This is a genomic window from Streptomyces marokkonensis (assembly GCF_039539045.1).
GTDB lineage: Bacteria > Actinomycetota > Actinomycetes > Streptomycetales > Streptomycetaceae > Streptomyces > Streptomyces marokkonensis.
Genome location: NZ_BAABCQ010000062.1, coordinates 11,864 through 25,054, shown reverse-complemented (window position 1 = coordinate 25,054; position 13,191 = coordinate 11,864). Strand labels below are relative to the sequence as shown.

General features: G+C 69.5%; 12 protein-coding genes, 1 tRNA gene and 1 pseudogene. 6 read left to right on the top strand and 8 right to left on the bottom strand.

Going from position 1 to position 13,191, the window contains the following annotated elements:
• Positions 1–30 precede the first annotated feature (30 nt).
• From ABEA26_RS17395 to ABEA26_RS17380, 4 genes and pseudogenes are all read left to right on the top strand, one after another.
• A pseudogene (locus ABEA26_RS17395) lies at positions 31–141 on the top strand (helix-turn-helix domain-containing protein); the annotation flags it as partial.
• 312 nt (positions 142–453) lie between these two features.
• Positions 454–1,032, top strand: a complete 579-nt coding sequence (locus tag ABEA26_RS17390; protein WP_345593331.1) for a DUF6907 domain-containing protein — start codon at positions 454–456, stop codon at positions 1,030–1,032.
• A complete protein-coding gene (locus ABEA26_RS17385; protein ID WP_125490174.1) occupies positions 1,029–1,235 on the top strand; it encodes a hypothetical protein in 207 nt (68 codons plus the stop codon). The genes ABEA26_RS17390 and ABEA26_RS17385 overlap by 4 nt, the downstream gene beginning before the upstream one ends.
• Complete coding sequence (locus ABEA26_RS17380; RefSeq protein ID WP_345593329.1) at positions 1,232–1,654, top strand: hypothetical protein; 423 nt, start codon at positions 1,232–1,234, stop codon at positions 1,652–1,654. The genes ABEA26_RS17385 and ABEA26_RS17380 overlap by 4 nt, the downstream gene beginning before the upstream one ends.
• 136 nt (positions 1,655–1,790) lie before the next feature.
• On the opposite strand, the gene ABEA26_RS17375 is transcribed toward ABEA26_RS17380, so the two are convergent.
• From ABEA26_RS17375 to ABEA26_RS17355, 5 genes are all read right to left on the bottom strand, one after another.
• The gene (locus ABEA26_RS17375; RefSeq protein ID WP_345593328.1) at positions 1,791–3,503 is read right to left on the bottom strand and encodes a relaxase/mobilization nuclease domain-containing protein; all 1,713 of its coding nucleotides are present in this window, start codon (positions 3,501–3,503) and stop codon (positions 1,791–1,793) included.
• Entirely contained in the window at positions 3,500–4,060 is a 561-nt protein-coding gene (locus ABEA26_RS17370) for a MobC family plasmid mobilization relaxosome protein (protein ID WP_345593327.1), read from the bottom strand. The genes ABEA26_RS17375 and ABEA26_RS17370 overlap by 4 nt, the downstream gene beginning before the upstream one ends.
• Before the next feature lie 322 nt (positions 4,061–4,382).
• The gene (locus ABEA26_RS17365) at positions 4,383–5,234 is read right to left on the bottom strand and encodes a DUF2637 domain-containing protein (RefSeq protein WP_345593326.1); all 852 of its coding nucleotides are present in this window, start codon (positions 5,232–5,234) and stop codon (positions 4,383–4,385) included.
• A gap of 447 nt (positions 5,235–5,681) precedes the next feature.
• Positions 5,682–6,983 carry a DUF3631 domain-containing protein gene (locus ABEA26_RS17360; protein WP_345593324.1) on the bottom strand — a complete coding sequence of 434 codons (1,302 nt, stop codon included), beginning with the start codon at positions 6,981–6,983 and terminating at the stop codon, positions 5,682–5,684.
• A gap of 233 nt (positions 6,984–7,216) precedes the next feature.
• Positions 7,217–7,447, bottom strand: a complete 231-nt coding sequence (locus ABEA26_RS17355; protein ID WP_030404206.1) for a hypothetical protein — start codon at positions 7,445–7,447, stop codon at positions 7,217–7,219.
• 94 nt (positions 7,448–7,541) lie between these two features.
• Here ABEA26_RS17355 and ABEA26_RS17350 point away from each other — a divergent pair, with 94 nt between their 5' ends.
• Positions 7,542–8,243, top strand: a complete 702-nt coding sequence (locus ABEA26_RS17350; RefSeq protein WP_345593322.1) for a helix-turn-helix domain-containing protein — start codon at positions 7,542–7,544, stop codon at positions 8,241–8,243.
• The gene (locus ABEA26_RS17345; protein WP_345593321.1) at positions 8,240–9,883 is read left to right on the top strand and encodes a tyrosine-type recombinase/integrase; all 1,644 of its coding nucleotides are present in this window, start codon (positions 8,240–8,242) and stop codon (positions 9,881–9,883) included. The genes ABEA26_RS17350 and ABEA26_RS17345 overlap by 4 nt, the downstream gene beginning before the upstream one ends.
• A gap of 125 nt (positions 9,884–10,008) precedes the next feature.
• On the opposite strand, the gene ABEA26_RS17340 is transcribed toward ABEA26_RS17345, so the two are convergent.
• The 3 genes from ABEA26_RS17340 to ABEA26_RS17330 form a co-directional block, all read right to left on the bottom strand.
• Positions 10,009–10,085 (bottom strand) — tRNA-Thr (locus tag ABEA26_RS17340).
• A 108-nt stretch (positions 10,086–10,193) separates the two neighbouring features.
• Positions 10,194–11,828, bottom strand: a complete 1,635-nt coding sequence (locus ABEA26_RS17335) for an alpha/beta hydrolase (RefSeq protein ID WP_345593320.1) — start codon at positions 11,826–11,828, stop codon at positions 10,194–10,196.
• A gap of 118 nt (positions 11,829–11,946) precedes the next feature.
• Positions 11,947–13,152: a DNA polymerase III subunit delta' gene (locus ABEA26_RS17330; protein ID WP_345593319.1), complete on the bottom strand. Its 1,206-nt coding sequence runs from the start codon at positions 13,150–13,152 to the stop codon at positions 11,947–11,949.
• Positions 13,153–13,191 lie beyond the last annotated feature (39 nt).

The window sequence follows — 13,191 nt, the reverse complement described above, 5'->3', positions numbered from 1 at the left end:
AGTTGGCGCCTTCGAGCGCAGACGCTCGTTCTCCATCTCCGCAACGGCCACCCGTTTGTTTAGCTCACGGCCGGGTTCGGCATCGGGGCCATGACCTCGTACCGGTACATCACCGCAGCCGTCGAGATTCTGGCCGCCCTCGACCGCAACTTCCCTCGACGACTCGATGACCACAGGGGGGTTGACGTCTCGCCTGAGACGTAAGCGACCCCGGTCGCTCCTGCGAGGCCCTGGCCGAGGAGGTACCCAGCGGGTCACCCCGCCAGGTGAAAGGGGGCATTCTACGCACCAATTACGCGAAGAGGACCTAGTCCGGCCTGGTCCCCTCGAACGGGACAGCTCCCTCGACCACCGTTCGGCAGGGCGCGTATCACCAAAGCAAGGGTCCCGGCCGACGGGTTCAACACCGGAGGTGGGGCCATCGCCCGACTCCCGTAACGGAGGAGACAAAGCATGAAAGACACGCCAACGGCCACCAGTGGCGACGGCCACGAGGGCCACACCAGCCACCCTCTCGGGAGTGCTGGCCAGGCTGCCAGGCTCCACCCCGTCCCCGCAGCCCCGTCCGACAGCGAGCCCGCCGTGGGCGGGTCCCCTGTCCAGCGGACATTCACCTTCACCAGCACCGTCACGGGCGAAAAAGTGACCGTGACCTGCATGCCCGGCTGCATGGTCGACCACAAGGCAGACAGCGACACGCCCACGCACCCGCACGACATCTACTGCGACATACCCGGCACAGCCGACGAACTACCCCTCTACGGCCCGCTGTGCACCACGCGAGGCCCGGAGGACTTCCGCTTCCTCAGCTGGCAGATCCAGTCCCACCCCTTCTCGGCCAGGCCAGCGGAGAGGCTGCCCTTCGTGGCCATTGAGGTCTTCGATGACCACTACATCGAGTACCTCGAACCGGACACACTGCAGGTGATCATCGGCCGCCTGCAGAAGCGGGTCGATTCCCTGCGCGAGGCCCACGCCCAGCTCGTCAACGTCCGCACCGAGTACGTCAACCTTCCGGGGGTGGCAGCATGAAAGCCACGTCCGTCACCGAACGCGCCATCGCCGAGGTGGAAGCGTTCCGTACCAAGATGCGGGAAATCGGCTCGTGCTCCCCTGCCGTGGAGAAGTTCGCCGACGACGTGATCGTCGGCATCATCGTCTGCGGATCCCCGAGGGCCGCCGTCGAAGCGGCGATGCGTAACGTCCTCAGCGAGTCGACGGAGGTGACGGTATGACGACGTTGACCACACGTGCTGGCTTCGATGCCTTCCGTGACCGCATGTGCGACCACTTCGGGCGGCTGCCCAACGGGCTTGGCAGCCAGCACCTCCACATCGAGCAGGCCCCGCTCGGCCCGGATGAGTACTTCACTCACCGGCTCGACAACGACGGCCACCACATCGTCTACGACCCGCGGCAGACCAGCGGGCTCATGACGCGCCAGTTCCTCGGTATTTACGCGACCTTCACCGAGGACTCGATCCGCGAGGGCGTCCGCGACGCCTACTACAAGGAAGATGCGGCGGGCGTTCGGGAAATTTGGGAGATCGTCCTCAGCGAGATCGACCGCACCCAGGATTCTGCGGGTGTGATGGGCTGGCTACGGGAGCTGCTGCAACAGGCCCGCACGAAAACCAAGCCAACGGCCGCGTGAGGACGACCGCGAACACCGCGGTGGTCGGGGGTGTGCAGTTCCTGGACAGCCCCGGCCGCGTCGCCCAGCCCGCACCTGACAGCAAGCCTCTCAGGGAAAAGTGCGCGGACCGGGCTTGATGGCTGAGCCCGCGCCCTCACCGCCGTGGACGGTTGTTCGGGTGCACGGACACCAATGGCGAGGCGGGCTGTGCCCCATCCAGTGCGGGTCCAAGCGCGGATAGCCGCATGGTGGTCCGTCGGCGGGCGGCTTCGGCTCGGAGGTTCGGCGCCGGGTTGCGGCTCGTGTGCTGGATGCGTGTGATCAGGACCCGTGCGGGTTGGCGGGCGGTAGTGAGTTCACGTTGGACGGCGGCTTCCTTGAGGAGCTGGTGGGGCTTGTGGCCGCCGGCTTCGGCATCGGCGAGGACGGCGGCGAGGGCGGGCCAGGCGGGATCGCTGAGAATGCGGTCGGCGTGGTTGGGGATGGCGGCGCAGACGTCGTGGACGAGGGTCCGGCGAGCCTGCTCGCTCGGTTGACGGGTGGCGAGGCCGTCGAGAACAGGTGTGAGGGCCTGATCGGCTGCCACCTGAACGTGGTGAAGGGCCTGGCGGGCGGCTTCGGTCTGGTGAGCGTGGCTCTTCGCGTCGTGCCAGTGGGCGGCGAGGACCGTAGCCCAAACGAGGGCGGCGAGCAGGGTGGCCAGGACGCTTGCGTCGGGACCGGTGGCGGTGTGGGCGATGTCGCGGGCGGCAGTGCGCAGGGTGTGGGCGGCCTGGTTCTCGGCGCGGATCTGGGAGCGCTGGGCACGGGCGAAAGCTCGTGACGCGGCTCGGAGTTCGGCCTGGAGGTGAGCGGGGGCTTTCTGGGCAGTCGCTTCGATGAGTTCGCCGAGCGCGGTGATGTGGGCCTGGGCATGAGTGTCGTCGGCCATGTCGGTGCGGAGGGTGTCGAGGGCGTCGGTAGCCTGGTGCCAGGGGGTGGCAGGTTGGTCGCGGCGGGCGGTGGGGTGCTCCTCCAGCACGGTGGTTTCGAGGCGGGCCTTGAGTTTGGGAAGCGTGAGGTCGGGGGCGATCTTTCCACCAGGGTGGAAGATCTGTTCGCCGTCGTTGTTGAGGTCGCCCGGTCGGCCGACGGCGTAGCCGAGGAGGTCTCCGGACGGTCCGCGGCGGGGTTTGACCGCGATGTTGTCTGCTTCGAGGTAGGCGAGAAGTTCCTCGGCGCTGCTGGCGTGGGGAATGGCGGCACGGATGCGGTCCTGGAGCCAGTCGCGGCTGGTCTGTTCCCAACCGAGCCGTTCGGCCTTGTGCATCTCGGCCTGGGTGGACCGGCGTCCGGCCGTGAGGTCGCCCTTCTTCAGCTGGCGCAGGCCGTAGTCCTTCTCGATCTGGCGGCAGGCGTCGCCGACGCGGACGCCGCTGTCGTGGAGCCTGGGGCGGCGGCCGTCTTCGCGGACGGTGGTGGCGAGGATGTGGATGTGGTCGTCGGCGTGGCGTACGGCGATCCAACGGCAGCCGAGGTCGTCTCCGGCGGGGGCGATGTCGGCGGCTTCGACGATCCGCTGGGCTATCTCGGCCCACTCGGCGTCCGAGAGGCGACTGTCTTCGGGGGCTGCGCGGACGGGGCAGTGCCAGACGTGGTCGGTGACCTTCTTGCCGAACTCGCTGTTCCGGAGCTGGACAGGCTCGTCAAGGTGGCGGGCGAGCTGGGTGAGGGTGGCGTCCTCGTCGCGGCCAGGGTCGGGCATGCCGAGCATGGCAAAGCTGGCGACGATGTGCGGGTCGGTGTGCTCGTCGTGACGGCCGGGGCCGTAGAGGTAGGCGAGTAGGCCACGGGTGTTGGACCCGGCCGGTTTGATGGCGGCGATCACGCGGCCTGGTCCTTCCTGTCACCAGCGGGTTCACGCAGGGCCTCGGCGATCAGCTCCAGCAGGCGGTCCAGTTCGTCGAGACGGTGACGGATGTCGGGCGGAGTCAGGTCGCTGTTGAGGGCGCGGGCGATCTGGTTGACGTTGACGCCGATGCGGTTGAGCTCGCGCAGCACCTGGGCACGGAACATATGGGTGCGGCGGCGTTCCTCGGACAGCGGCAGATTCGCGGTGAACCGGCCACTGATGAAGGCGAGGACGATGTCGGCGGCGAAACCGGACTCCCCCTTGTAGCCGTGCTCGGCGGCGGCCTCCTGGAGCCTGACGTGCTCGTCGCTGGTGAACCGCATCGGACCGACACGGATGGTCCGCTTCGTGCCGGTGAAACGACGGATCGCTGGCTGGACGCTCTGCACGTCTCGCTCAACGGCCGCCGGGGTGGCTGCGGGCTCGGGGCGGAGAATCTGCTGCTGGGCAGCGTGCAGAGTGTCCGGGTCGGGGCCGCCCTCGGCGCCGACCCCCTGGTCCGGCGCCCCCTGGCGTCGGGCCGTCTCCGCCACCCCCGGGGCGGAGACCGCCGAAGACCGGCCTTGAGTCGGACTCGGGGTACTACTGGCTCCGCCAGGGGCCGTCCGTCCGAACGCCCGCCGTAGACGTCCCAGCAGCGTCAGGGAATGCGACGACACAGGTGTCTCATCATGGGTGTCTTCAGGCGGGTGCTCGTCGTGCGTCAAGGAAGATGCTCCAGGTACGGCTGGCAGGCGGGGGCGAGGATGCCTGCCCGGCGGTGGTCGTCGTGTTGTCCACAGGTGTGGAAATCTGCGGGGCGGCTGGCGGAGCTCGGGTGACCGGAAGGGTTCCGGTCACCCGAGCACATGGCAGTCAGCGCCTGGAGACCTCGATCCCGGCGGCTTCGAGTTCCGGCCGAAGCAGTTCCATCACCTCGGTCTGCCGCTCACTGCCGATCGTCAGGTCCCGGTCCTTCACTGCCGCTCGGAGCAGGCCGCGCGTGAGTTTGCCGTGCTGGTGACCGGCGGCCCGGCCGATATCCGCCAGCTCCGCGATGGTCGCCTTCGCCGGACGGCCACCGCTCGGTCTGCCCTCCGGAACCTGCGCCGCGGGTTCCGTCCGCTCACCGCCGGCGGCTCGCGAACCGGCAGGAGCGGCGTCTGGCAGGTGGCTGTGACTGAAGTCGCCGACCGCTTGCTCCGGCGTCTGTACGGAACCGGTGTTCGGGGAGTCGTCGGACGGCGCGACGAGCTGGTGGATCTGTCGCATGAGGACGCCGAAGGCGACCATCGCGGCGGCCGGAGGGACGGCGGCGACCACGTAGTCGAGGAACGGGACGGTGCGTGCGTTGCCCGTGCCGCTGACCCCGGCGACGTTCAGGGCTATGGAGCCGACCGATCCGACGGCGGTCACGGCGATCGCCCACGGGTCCGTGACGCGGCGCAGTGCCGCGCGCAGCATGAGCAGTTCGCCCGCGACGATGAACGCGTCCAGGGTGGCGGGCCAGGCCCAGCGGCGAATGGGCGACGCTCCGAGCCCGTGCTGGCCGGCGACGTCGGCCAGGTGCGCGTAGGAGAGCCAGAACGCTCCGGCGGTCAGGGCGACGATGACGACGCCGGCCGCGCCGAGCGCGAACTGCTCGGCGTCAGCCTTCCTTTTCGGTAGCCCTTCGCTGGGGACGTCATCGTGCGGCTGTGGGGCTTGCGTGAGGGGCGGAGTGGTCAAGCGGAAGGCTCCTGGGGGTAGCGGTGTGCGGCGTCTTTGCCGTCTCGGCCGTTGCACGTGCAGGTCAGGGCGGGACGGCAGCTCTCCTGATGTGCCGTCCCGGCGGGTGCTGGCGTCTTGTCCCGAGTCGGGACAGGTGTGCGGCGTTCTTGTCCCGACTCGGGACAAGAACGCGGTGCCTTCGGGACGGGCCTTGCTTGGCCGGTGTGTCCCCTGAAGGGACGGCTGCGCAGCACCGTCCGTCCCAGTAGGCAGGGCTGTGAGCTGCGGCGATACGGCATGGACGCCTGGGACGTGGCAAGACGGATTTCGGCAACGTCTCCGGCGGGCATCACGCCTGGAAACGCCTGCGTTGCCGTCTTGCCCCTGGCTGACGTCTTGCCGGTGTGCTGTCTGACCTGCGAGATCACGGCAGGGACGGCAAGTACGGCAACCAGGAGGCGCGGATCAGCTCTCGCCGCGGCGGGCGTCGACTGGGTGGACGGCCGGACAGTACCGCCGCCACGCGTCGAGGAACTTGTGGCGCATGTAGCCCTTGCGCTGAGACCGGTCGGCCATGCGTACATTGCCGGGCCGGATGTCGTAATCGCGCAGCATCGCGCCGAGTTCGCGGGCGGTCAGGCCGTAGCGCCCTCGCTCTCCCCACGGGGCTTCGGCGTCCGCGTTCAGGTAGTGCAGCAGATCCTCGGTGGAGAGGCTGTCCGCCTCCCTCTGGGCGAAGAAGACCCGACGGATGTCGGCGAGGATGCGCGCCCCGCTGGGGTGGTCCTCTTCTGCCGCCACCTCGGCAGCGACCATCCGCGCGCAGGCGATCCGCGCCAGCCGGGGCCAGCGACCACCCGCCAGGTCAGCGACGATCACCAAGGGCTCCCACGTGTCGGCGGCGCGGTCTTCGACCGGCATGTCCGGCTCCAGGTTCGCGGCGTCTTCCAGCAGCGGCCTGGCCAGTGCGTGGATGCGGTCGCGCAGCTCGTGCAGGGCCGGGATGTCCCGGCGGGAGCGGAAGGGCTTGACCTTCTCGCCCTCGGCCCGGCGCCGCATTCGGATGACCACCGACCGGTCCATGACCGTGTCCGGCAAGTCCCCAATTCCCGCGATGGCCGCCATCGCGAAGGTGGCGAACTTGTGCGGAGTGTGATCATTGCCGACGACCCGGGTGACGTACCGCCCGCGCTGATGGCCGGCGTTGAGCAGGCCGCGCGTCTCCTCGTTCTTCTCCGCGACCTTGGGGCCGAAGATGGTGTCGGCCTCGTCCACCAGCAACGTCGGCGGCTCGTCCTCGTGGATCGAGCGGAAGATGGCCGCCGGTGTGGTGTTGATGGTGAGCATCGGCTCGTGGACCGTCTCGGTCAGCACGTCCAGCAACCGCGACTTGCCGCAGCGCTTCGCGGGCCCCACCACTGCCAACCGAGGGGCGTGCTGCCACGCCGGCTGGAGATGTGTCGCTGCCACCCACAGAGTGATCGCGTCCAGCGCCTCAGAGGAGGGCGGGATCACGAACCGGGCTATCTGCGAGCGCAGCTCGTCCAGAGCCTTCGAGCCGACCGTCGGCTCCGCGTCGGGCATGGCCTCCAGGCCGATCGCCGGGTCCGCCTCGTTGGCGCTGTCATCGGCCGTACCGTCGCTCGGGTCCACCCTGCCGTCGGCCTGCGCGGGACTCAGGTGGGCTCCGGGCCGGCCGGGGATGGCTGTGGCGGGCCAAGCCGCTCGTACGGGGGCGGAATAGGACTCGGAGTTCTCGGGTTGCACTGGGCGGCTCCTCGTCTGGCGGTTTCGGGTTTGCACACCCCTGCCGCCGGGTCGGTTCTCACGGGATTGCTGGGGAGTCTCGGGGCCTCCGGCGTTGCACCGCCGGAGGCTCCCTCTCTTCTCGCGGGTCTCTCGGCACCGCGAGCGACCACGGACAGTACGTCCACGCCGTGCCACAGTCCAGCGTTTCTGTGTCAGCTCAGCGCAGAACCATCTGCTACGCGTCAGGCGCTTCACGCTGCCAGCCCCAGCAGGGCCAACAAGTCCGCGGTCACCACTCGGTAGGCGTTTCCGAGACGGAGCACCTTGCACGGGTACTGGCCGCGCTTGGCGAGCTCGTACCCCTTGCTCCGTCCCAGTCCCAGCGCCCGGTTTCCTGTCTCCAGGTCAACGGCTGCAGGGAGCTCAAGGAGCTCCTCGCGGCTCATCCCCTTCGCTCGGCCGGCCTCTTCGTTCTCGCGCATGCCTGCTCCATCCATGACTGAGCCCACGGCGAACGCGCCCATCGCGTCCGTCTCCAGGTCTTGGAATCAACGCTAAGCGAGCTACTGTGTCTAAATGACACAGCACCGTAGCGATCCTGGATGCAAGAAGGTCGACGACGAGGACGACGTCCAGGAGTGGGTGGATCAGGTAATGGCCACCGTGGCCGCCGAAGTCCGCAGACGACGGAAGGAACTGGGTTGGAGTGCGCAGGACCTGGCCGACAAGTGCGAGGAGATCGGCCACCCGATCCCCCGCAACGTCATCGCCAACATGGAGTCCGGACGCCGCTCCAACCTGCCCTTGGTCGACGTCATCGTCCTGGCCGAAGCGCTCAACACCCCACCCATCTGCCTCGTCTACCCGGTCGGCTACGTCGACGACGTGCAGCGACTCCCGCTTCAGCACCCCACCACTTCGCTGGACGCGCTGCGCCGCTTCACCGGGGAGGAGACCGACCTCGGCACGGACGACGACATGCTCCGCTACTTCCGCGCCCACCACGCCGCCGAGGAGCAACTACGGAAGGCGCGCCGCGACGAGGACCACGCTCGCTACCACGCCGAGACCGCCCCGAACGCCGACCGTAAAGCCGAGGCCCTCCGCTCTCAGGCCCGTGCCGCCGAGGCGGCCGACGACGCCGCCAGCCACCTGCGCAGAATCCGCGCGTTCATCCAGGAAGAGGGCGTCACTCCCCCGTCCCTGTGGCCAGACGTGGCCACCGCGATCGACTCATCCGGGAGCGATCCAGAGACCACCGAGGAGAATGATCTTTGAAGGGCTCCACCTACCGCCGCTGCTCCTGTCGCGACCCGAAGACCGGCAAGGAACTCGGCACCTCCTGCCCCAAGCGCAACAGCAGGAACCACTGCACCTACTCCGTACGCCAGGAGCTCTCGCCCCGCGAGGACGGCAGTCGGCGCTCCTTCGCCCGAGGCGGGTACAGCAGCCTCAAGGCGGCCCAGGCCGACCTCGACCACGTGCGCGCCCTCCTCGGGCTGGCCGAATCGGACGACCCCGAGGGCACCGAACTCATCGCCGAGATGCTGGCCGAGGTCAGCCGCGAACGGTCGCCTCTGCCCGAGGTCGAGGAGACGAGGCGGCGTCTCCACTCCGGCCAGGACCTCATCGGCAGCTTGACCGTGGCCGAGTGGCTCGACCGGTGGCTGGCTGGCAAGCGCATACGCAAGTCCGGCCTCAACCGCTACGAGACCGACATCCGCGTGCACCTGAAGCCTCGCATCGGGAACCGCCGCCTGGACCGGCTCCGCGTGAGCCACCTCAGCGAGATGTTCACCGACATCCGCGACGCGAACGCCCAGATCCTGGAGGACAACGCTCAACGGCGCGCCGCACTCGACGAGCTGGCGACCATACCGTGGAAGGGCGGGGAGAATCGCGCCCGCCGGAAGACGATGAAGATCGCGATCGACGAGATGCCGCCCTTCCGCCGCGTCACCGGCCCCGCCACGCGCCAGCACGTCAAGGCCACCCTCCGCGCGGCCCTGAACGACGCGATCGGGCAGCAGATCATCACCTTCAACCCCGCCGCCCACGTCGAGATCGATCCCGTGCGCAAGCCGAAGGCGCTCGTGTGGACGGACGAGCGGGTCGCCAAGTGGGAGCAGACGGGCGAGAAGCCGTCGCCGGTGATGGTCTGGACGCCGCAGCAGACAGGAGCGTTCCTCGACTTCGTCGCCGAAGACCGGCTGTACGCGATGTGGCACCTGATCGCCTTCCGTGGCCTTCGCCGTGGCGAGGCGTGCGGGCAGCCGTGGTCGGAGACGAACCTCGACACGCACGCCCTGACCGTCTCCTCCCAACTCGTGCAGGACGGCTGGGGGGTCGAGGCGTCCGATCCCAAGACGGACAGCGGGTATCGCGTGGTCGCCCTCGACGACGACACCGTGGACGTCCTGAAGCGGCACCGTGCGCGGCAGGAGGCCGACCGCCAGGAGTGGGGCACCGCCTGGGTCGAGACGGGGAACGTCTTCACCCAGGAGGACGGGTCCTGGCTCCACCCGGGCAAGGTGACCGATCTCTTCGAGCGTCTCGTCGCCGCATCCGGACTTCCGCCGATCCGTCTGCACGACCTCCGCCACGGCGCCGCCACCCTGATGCTCGCCGCTGACATCGACATCAAGATCGTGTCGGACACCCTCGGTCACAGTGATACCCGGATCACTCGGGACATCTACCAGAGCGTCCTGCCCCAGGTCGGCAGGAGCGCCGCCGAGGCGACCGCGAAGCTGGTCCCCCTTCAGCGCAAGGCCGAGGCCGAGAAGGCGGCACGCAAGGCCGCGAAGAAGGAGAAGGCCAAGAAGGCTGCGGCCAAGAACGCCGGCAAGCCGAAGACCAAGGCGAACGCCCCAGGCAAGGGCGCCAAGAAGCCCAAGCGCGGCAAGTCCCAGAAGTAGGTTCCCGGGCGGCTCCGCTCACGCATCGCTCACGCAGGCAAAGTCACGGCAACCCGGCTATGTGACCCGCCCTGCCCCGGGCAACACAAAACCCCAGGTCACGGGCTATGTGACCTGGGGTTTGATGGAGCCGCCTTCGGGATTCGAACCCGAGACCTACGCATTACGAGTGCGTTGCTCTGGCCATCTGAGCTAAGGCGGCGCGCTGCGGACCCATGATGCGATCAGCAACGTCGGTAAGTCTACACAGTTTCCCGGGGTGCTTCGTAACCGCCCCGGAGGCCCAGGTTCCGGGGCGGTCGGGGGCCGGCTACGAGCAGCGTTTGCCGTCTTCCGGCGGGGTGCCGCGCAGCAGGTACGTGTTGATCGCGGAGTCCACGCAGGCGCTGCCGCGGCCGTAGGCGGTGTGGCCGTCGCCCTCGTAGGTGACCAGGCGCCCGGAGGAGAGCTGGCCGGCCAGGGCCTCGGCCCAGCGGTAGGGGGTCGCCGGGTCGCGAGTGGTGCCGACCACGACGATCGGGGCGGCGCCGGCCGCCTCGATGCGGTGCGGCTCACCCGTGGGCTCCACCGGCCAGTACGCGCAGTTCAGGGAGGACCAGGCGAGGACCTCGCCGAAGACCGGGGATGCCTTCTCGAAGTCCGGGAGGGCTTCGCGCACGTCGTCCGGGGAGGAGAAGGCCGCGGGGAGGTCGAGGCAGTTCACTGCGGCGTTGGCGTACATCAGGTTGCTGTAGCCGCCGTCGGCCTCGCGCTCGTAGTAGCTGTCGGACAGGGCCAGCAGGCCCGCGCCGTCGTTCTCCTTCATGGCAGACGTCAGGGACTCACGCAGCTGCTGCCAGGCGCCTTCGTCGTACATCGCCGCGATCACGCCGGTGGTCGCGAGGGATTCGGTGAGCTTGCGGCCGTCGGCGTCACCCGTGGGGACGGGCTTGGCGTCCAGGTCGTCGAAGAAGGCCTTGAGGTTCTTGCCGACCTGTTCGGGGGCGGTTCCCTTACCGCCGAGGGGGCAGTCGGGCTGCCGCACGCAGTCCTTCGCGAAGGACTGGAACGCCGTCTCGAAGCCCGCGGTCTGCTCGAGGTTCAGCCGTCGGGCGGGCAGGGACGGGTCCATCGCGCCGTCCAGGACCAGGCGGCCCGCCCGGTCGGGGAACAGGCCCGCGTACGTCGCGCCGAGGAAGGTGCCGTACGAAGCTCCGACGTAGTTCAGCTTCTCGTCGCCCAGCACCGCCCGCAGTACGTCCATGTCCCGGGCCGCTTCGACGGTCGAGACGTGCCGCAGCAGCTTCGGCGCGTCCGCTCCGCAGCCCTGCGCGAACTCCTTGTAGGCGCTGACCAGCTTGCCCGTCTCCCCCTCGTCGTCCGGGGTGACGTCCGTCCGTGTGTACGCGTCCATCTCGGGGCCGTCGAGGCATTCGACGGGCTCGCTGCGGGCCACGCCCCGCGGATCGACCGCCACCATGTCGTACTGGGCGCGGACCTCCTCCGGGTAGCCGATGCCGGCGTACTGCTGGAGGTAGCCGATCGCCGAACCTCCCGGTCCGCCCGGGTTCACCAGCAGGGAGCCGAGCCGCTCGCCCGGGCCGGTGGCCTTCTTGCGGGCCACGGCGAGCCGGACGTCCCCCTCCGTCGGCTTCGCGTAGTCGAGCGGGGCCTTCATGGTGGCGCACTGGAAGCCGGGGACACCGCAGTCGCGCCAGTTCAGCTTCTGCTCGTAGTACGGCGTCAGCGCGGAGGGCGTGGCCTGCGGCAGCGCGGCCAGGGTCGCCTCAGCCGCCTCCGTCGCGCCGGCCGCCTCCGCCGCCGCCGAACCCGCGGACGTCGACGCGCCCCCGGCCGAGCAGGCGGTGGCGAGCAACGCGGCGGCCAGCAGCATGGCTCCGGTACGGGTCCTGGCGATGCGGGTCCTGGCGATACGAGTCCTGCGGTGAGTGCGCCTTGTGTGCATTGGGCGAGCGTAACTCTCGGCGACAGTTACATCGCATTGCGTGCTCTGCGTGGCTCGTAAGAGTTACGTCATCCCTTGCGGACGGGGCCTCCGGCGCCGGCGCCGGCGCCCTGAACGGTCAGCCCGCTCGCAGCGCCATCGTCATCGCCTCCACCGCGAGCAGCGGAGGCACATTGCGGTCGAGGGCCTCTCCGCAGGCGGCGATCGCCTCGATGCGGCGCAGGGTGGACTCCGGTGTACCGGCGCGGGCGAGGCGCTCCAGGGCGTCCTCGGCGTCGGCGTTGGCGATCGCCACGCGGGAGCCGAGCTGGAGGGCGAGGACGTCCCGGTAGAAGGCGGTGAGGTCGGTCAGGGCCAGGTCGAGGCTGTTGCGCTGGGTACGTGTTCTGCGGCGCTTCTGGTTGTCCTCCAGGTCCTTGATCACGCCTGCCGTACCACGCGGCAGCCGGCCGCCCTGGGCCGCGCCCAGGGCGGCCTTCAGTTCCTCGGTCTCCTTGGTGTCCATCTCCCCGGCGAGCTGCTTGGCGTCCTCCGCTGCGGCGTCGACCAGTTCCTGGGCGGCCTTGAGGGCGGTGCCGACATCCGCGACCCGCAGCGGCAGTTTCAGCACGGCGGCCCGTCGTTCGCGGGCGGCCGGGTCGGTGGCCAGACGGCGGGCACGATCGACGTGCCCCTGCGTGGCCCGGGCCACGCCGGCGGCGACGTCCGGCTCGATGCCCTCGCGCCGTACGAGCATGTCGGCGACGGCGCCGACCGACGGCGTGCGCAGGTTCAGGTGGCGGCAGCGGGAGCGGATCGTGGGCAGGACGTCCTCGACGGACGGGGCGCACAGCAGCCAGACCGTACGCGGGGCGGGCTCCTCGACGGCCTTGAGGACGGCGTTGGCGGACTTCTCGTTCAGCCGCTCGGCGTCCTCGACGAGGATGATCTGCCAGCGGCCGTTCGCGGGTGAGGTGAACGACTTGCGGACCGTGTCGCGCATCGCTTCCACGAGGATCTGCGCGCCCATGGCGACCACCGTGCTGACGTCCGCGTGAGTGCCGACGAGCGCCGTGTGGCATCCGTCGCAGAAGCCGCAACCGGGGACACCGCCCAGGGCACGGTCGGGGCTCACGCACTGCAGCGCGGCGGCGAAGGCCCGCGCCGTCTGCGTCACCCCGGCTCCGGGCGGGCCGGTGAACAGCCAGGCGTGGGTCATGCTCGACGTCTCGGGCAGCGGGCCGGCCGCCGCTGCCGCGGTGACGAAGGCGTCGGCGTCCCGGGCAGCGGCGGCGAGCTGCTCGCTCACCCTCTCCTGCCCGACGAGGTCGTCCCACACGGTCACGGGTCACACCGTCCTTCCGTCACACTCCGACGCCGTACT

Excerpts from the sequence above, each read along its gene's own strand:
- ABEA26_RS17350 (WP_345593322.1), top strand. The coding sequence starts at position 7,542 with ATGACACAGCACCGTAGCGATCCTGGATGCAAGAAGGTCGACGACGAG.
- ABEA26_RS17385 (WP_125490174.1), top strand. The coding sequence starts at position 1,029 with ATGAAAGCCACGTCCGTCACCGAACGCGCCATCGCCGAGGTGGAAGCG.
- ABEA26_RS17355 (WP_030404206.1), bottom strand. The coding sequence starts at position 7,447 with ATGCGCGAGAACGAAGAGGCCGGCCGAGCGAAGGGGATGAGCCGCGAG.
- ABEA26_RS17380 (WP_345593329.1), top strand. The coding sequence starts at position 1,232 with ATGACGACGTTGACCACACGTGCTGGCTTCGATGCCTTCCGTGACCGC.
- ABEA26_RS17335 (WP_345593320.1), bottom strand. The coding sequence starts at position 11,828 with ATGCACACAAGGCGCACTCACCGCAGGACTCGTATCGCCAGGACCCGC.
- ABEA26_RS17390 (WP_345593331.1), top strand. The coding sequence starts at position 454 with ATGAAAGACACGCCAACGGCCACCAGTGGCGACGGCCACGAGGGCCAC.